This is a genomic window from Ruegeria sp. YTSC003 (assembly GCF_059609785.1).
Window position 1 is genome coordinate 1 of record NZ_JBXWMK010000033.1, and the last position, 4187, is coordinate 4187.

Consider the following 4187-nt stretch of genomic DNA (forward strand, 5'->3'; position numbering starts at 1 on the left):
GGTGGATCGAATTCTCAGATGGATCGTCGTCACTCCAGACATGCACCGAGTCCACCATTCAGTCGATCCAAGCGAGACCAACTCGAACTTTGGCTTTAATCTACCGTGGTGGGACCGACTTCTAGGCACTTACGTTGCGCAACCCAAGAAGGGGCACAAAAGCATGGAAATCGGCATCAAGCAGTTTCGCACACGCCGAGACCTCTGGCTCGACCGAATGCTACTTCAGCCGCTGCGCGGCCCGGCGAGCGGAGGTGCCCTCGGTACCCCGAGCCAACAGAGGCGATCTTCATCTGTCTCGTCCGGGCAAACCAAGCTGGGCACTGACCAAATAGACCAATAGCGCTGAACCAAAGACTGCTTTGCCGCGCTTGAGTGTTATGCGCAAGGCTTTAAGCGTCGGCAGAAAAGTCCGCAAAGTGGACATACATCGCGATATTGCAAATGACCGCGTGGAGCCCATACCTGTGTAGTTTGCCCTCCGCAGCGAATGTCAGCTTGTCCCAGCTGTTCTATGCTCATGCGCTGCTTCCTCGTGCCGTTCCTCAAGAGCCTGACGAATGATCTGGTACGAAGATGACAAGAAGAGGCTTGCCATGATCGCAGCAACTATTAGGTCAGGCCAACCTGTTGCCGTGCCCCAATCAACCTTTCGACGGCTCCACCTGCCGTGGATGTTGCAAGCCAGGTTTTGGGCATCATCGACCAATGCCCGGCGGGTTGGATCTATTCAGATTCTTCTTCAACGTCAGGACTACTGGAGCGCTTGCTGGCAGAAGCAGAGGTTGAATACGTTCAAAAAGTCGATGTGCTCCGTGCGGACCAGATCATGCAGGATGATGCATCTCGTCGAGCGATGAAACAGCAGTTGAATTCACACAAGCGGTCCAGTGACGATCCGCTCGTTGAGGTGGAGCGGTTGTGGACCTGCTACCAAGCAGCGAAGGCCTCGAAGGAAGGAGATGAGCGATGATTTTGGCGGACGATGCCTGGCGTAGATAGTCAGCCCTAGGCAGACATTTGCAACTGGACTTTTCAAATCCGGATAAGCGGACAAAGCTGACATTCAAGATCACCGAGTCTACCATAGCGGCATAAGTTAGGGAGGCTTCAACATGACTGATCCCAATGAAGTCGCGCACCACTACCACTCCGGTCACTTGCTAAAGCGAATTTCTGATGGTTGCGCAGCACTGGACTTGACCCCACCGATTTCTCGCGACGCTTTGGCGCCGGTTGACGAGTTTCACATTGGCGGACGCCTTGCGACCGAACCTTTTGTGAAGGCTTTGGACCTTTCGCCCCAAAGTCGGGTTGTCGATTTTGGATGTGGCCTCGGTGGTCCTGCCCGCTATGTCGCAGCGGCCACTGGGGCTCATGTGACCGGCATCGATTTAACCGCCGAGTTTGTGGAAACAGGACGCGCCCTTACAGAATGGACGGGCATGTCGGATCGGGTTCAACTCATCGAAGGCAGCGTACTTGATCTGCCGTTAGAATCTGACTCGATGGACGATGCTTACATGATCCACGTAGGCATGAACATTGTGGACAAAGTTGGCATCGCGCGGGAGGCAATGCGTGTGCTTAAACCAGGGGGTATTTTTGCGATTTACGATGTGATGCAAGTCGGCGAGGGCAATATGGATTATCCAGCGCCTTGGGCTTCGACTTCGGATCAGAGTGCGCTTGCACCACCAGAGACATATGAGGCGGCTTTGAAGTCCGTTGGTTTCGAATTGACCAATAGGATCAACCGCACCGTGTTTGCCAAACAATTCTTTGAAGATTTGGCGGCTGCGCAAAGCCGTGCGGATGGTCCTCCACATCTTGGCCTGCATCTGATCATGGGCGACGACACAGCGATAAAGGTCCAAAACATGGTGCGAAACATAGAAGGCGGATTGATAGCCCCGATTGAGATCCACGCCCGTCTGCCCATCTAACTTTGCGTCCGCACTGGGCTCGAATTAATCATTCTCTGCGGTGTGCGGATGGGCCGATGGCAGCCCGAAGCATACATTCACAGTCACGCTTTTCAGTTTTGCCCCAAGCCATTCACTAGGACATGCGCGACGTTCAGGAAATCATGTTGTCTTTTCCAAGCAGCGTAATTTGCGCTACCAATAGACATGAATGGAGACCGCAGACTTTCCGCAGTACTCTCGGCCGATGTAGTAAACTACTCAGGCCAGATTAAGGCAGATGAAAATAGGACTCTCGGCGAACTTCGTGTTCTACGTCGAGAGTTATTTGATCCTTTGGTTAGCGATCATCGCGGTAATGTCGTTAAGAGGATGGGTGATGGATGGATAGTCGAGTTTAACTCGGTATCTGATGCAGTACGATGCGCCCTTGATCTTCAAAGCCAGGTGTTAACTCAGTCCTCATTGAAACTACGAGTGGGTGTGCATCTTGGAGATGTCGTATTCGACGAAGATGACATTTTCGGCGATGGCATCAATCTATCCGCACGTCTACAAGAGGCTTCCAACGAAGGGGCTGTGTTGATTTCAGATGTCGTCCATCGCAGCCTTGACGAGCGCCTCGCTGAGCAATTTTATCGCGCTGGAGAGCGACAGTTTAAGAACGCGCCGTCACCAATAGAAGTTTTCCAATGGTCGCCGCCAGGTTCTGCCCCACCGCGAGTAACTCCGGCTAGCCATACAAAGTCTCTGCTAATCGGCGTCTTACCTTTCGATAATCTTTCTTCTGACCCCGATCAGGAGTTTTTTGCAGATGGAATTACCGAAGAGATCATCACCACTTTATCAAAACTCCCGAATTTACTGGTCGTCGCGCGTAACTCTACATTCGTCTACAAAGGTCGCTCCGTTGACGTGAAACAGGTCGGTCTGGAGCAGGGTGTCGATCTTGTTCTTGAGGGAAGTGTCCGTCAAAGCGGGAACCGGGTGAGGATCACAGCACAGCTAATCGATGCAAAGTCCGGTATGCACATTTGGGCAGACCGCTATGATCGCCTCATTGAAGATGTATTCGAAGTTCAGGATGAACTCGCACTTAGGATTGCAACCGAGTTACAAGTCGAACTTTTGGCGGGAGAAATGGCTCGTTTCAGAGGATCCGGCACGAAAAACCTAGGCGCGTGGACCGCTCAACTAAAGGCCGTGGAGGCTTCGCGCAGAATTACTAGGGAAGCTCAGGCCGACGCTCGCCGATTTGCACAACAGGCAATTGCACTCGACCCGGGTTACTCGGCTCCGTATTGTACTTTGGGATTCATTTGCACTGTCGAAGCACGACATGGATTTGTTGCTGACCGGCGTGCCGCGCTAGCGGAGGCTCGTGACTGCGCTCAGCGGGCTCTGGAAATAGACAGCTATAACCCAGAGGCTCACGCTATTGCGGGTTTTGCAGATGCAATCGATGGCAAGCTGATTTCGGCTATAGATAAGTTCAACGAGGCACTAGCGCTAAATCCAAACCACGCTGACGTGGCTGCCAGACTGTCAATCACCCTAGCTTTCAATGGCCAGGCAAATGAAGCGATCCAAGTCGCACAACAAGCCATTACCCTGAACCCTCACTATCCAGGTTGGTATGCAGGCGTTCTGGGTTTAGCCCTTCGACTTGACGGTCAATACGAGGAAGCCAAGAAAGCATTCACCGAATATGGTCAAAGGGTTGAAGGCTTTGGTCACCTCGACCTCGTAATCGTCCATGTAGAGACAGAGAACCTTGAGGCCGCTCGCGATGAAGCACGGAATGTGATGAAATACCGCCCTCAGTTTTCCATATCGGACTGGGCGAAAACTCAACTTTTCTCTGACAGAAAAAGGCTGGAGAAAGACTGTGCGTCTTTGCGACTAGCCGGTTTGCCTGAATAAGAGCAGGGTTTCGCTGTAGCAGGTTGGTTTGTGATGGAAACCGATCTCACACATTTCCGATTTGGGTTCGTGATGGCCTTGCGCTTCTAGGTGCCTTGGCGGTGAGCCGCAGCCCAAACCGGATACTCACAAATGGGCCCAGCAATTTCCCAGTTGCAGAGGAAAGTTGCCCTTCGCGGTTAAACAAACCAAGCCGAAAATTTTGGCCGATTATCCCTAGGAATTTGAGGCCTAATTTATTTGATCACGCGGGCTTTATCAGTGTTTCCAGATATTCTCGAGTGTCGGCGTCCCACGAGCTGGGGTCCTCTCCATGAGCGACCACCGCGTGGAGTTCCA

At 52.4% G+C, this 4187-nt stretch carries 4 protein-coding genes and 1 pseudogene; 4 read left to right on the top strand and 1 reads right to left on the bottom strand.

Annotated elements, in window-relative coordinates:
• Positions 1–343, top strand: a 343-nt coding sequence (locus tag AC2FFH_RS23065) for a sterol desaturase family protein (protein WP_496845408.1), incomplete at its 5' end; no start/stop codon positions are given.
• 150 nt (positions 344–493) lie between these two features.
• Here AC2FFH_RS23065 and AC2FFH_RS23070 read toward each other — a convergent pair.
• Positions 494–643, bottom strand: a pseudogene (locus AC2FFH_RS23070) (cation transporter); the annotation flags it as partial.
• A 27-nt stretch (positions 644–670) separates the two neighbouring features.
• Here AC2FFH_RS23070 and AC2FFH_RS23075 point away from each other — a divergent pair.
• The 3 genes from AC2FFH_RS23075 (at position 671) to AC2FFH_RS23085 (ending at position 3848) form a co-directional block, all read left to right on the top strand.
• Positions 671–973, top strand: a complete 303-nt coding sequence (locus AC2FFH_RS23075) for a hypothetical protein (protein WP_496845410.1) — start codon at positions 671–673, stop codon at positions 971–973.
• 142 nt (positions 974–1115) lie between these two features.
• Positions 1116–1946, top strand: a complete 831-nt coding sequence (locus AC2FFH_RS23080) for a class I SAM-dependent methyltransferase (protein ID WP_496845409.1) — start codon at positions 1116–1118, stop codon at positions 1944–1946.
• Between the two features lie 186 nt (positions 1947–2132).
• Positions 2133–3848, top strand: coding sequence for an adenylate/guanylate cyclase domain-containing protein (locus AC2FFH_RS23085; RefSeq protein ID WP_496770960.1), 1716 nt, complete (start codon positions 2133–2135; stop codon positions 3846–3848).
• Positions 3849–4187 lie beyond the last annotated feature (339 nt).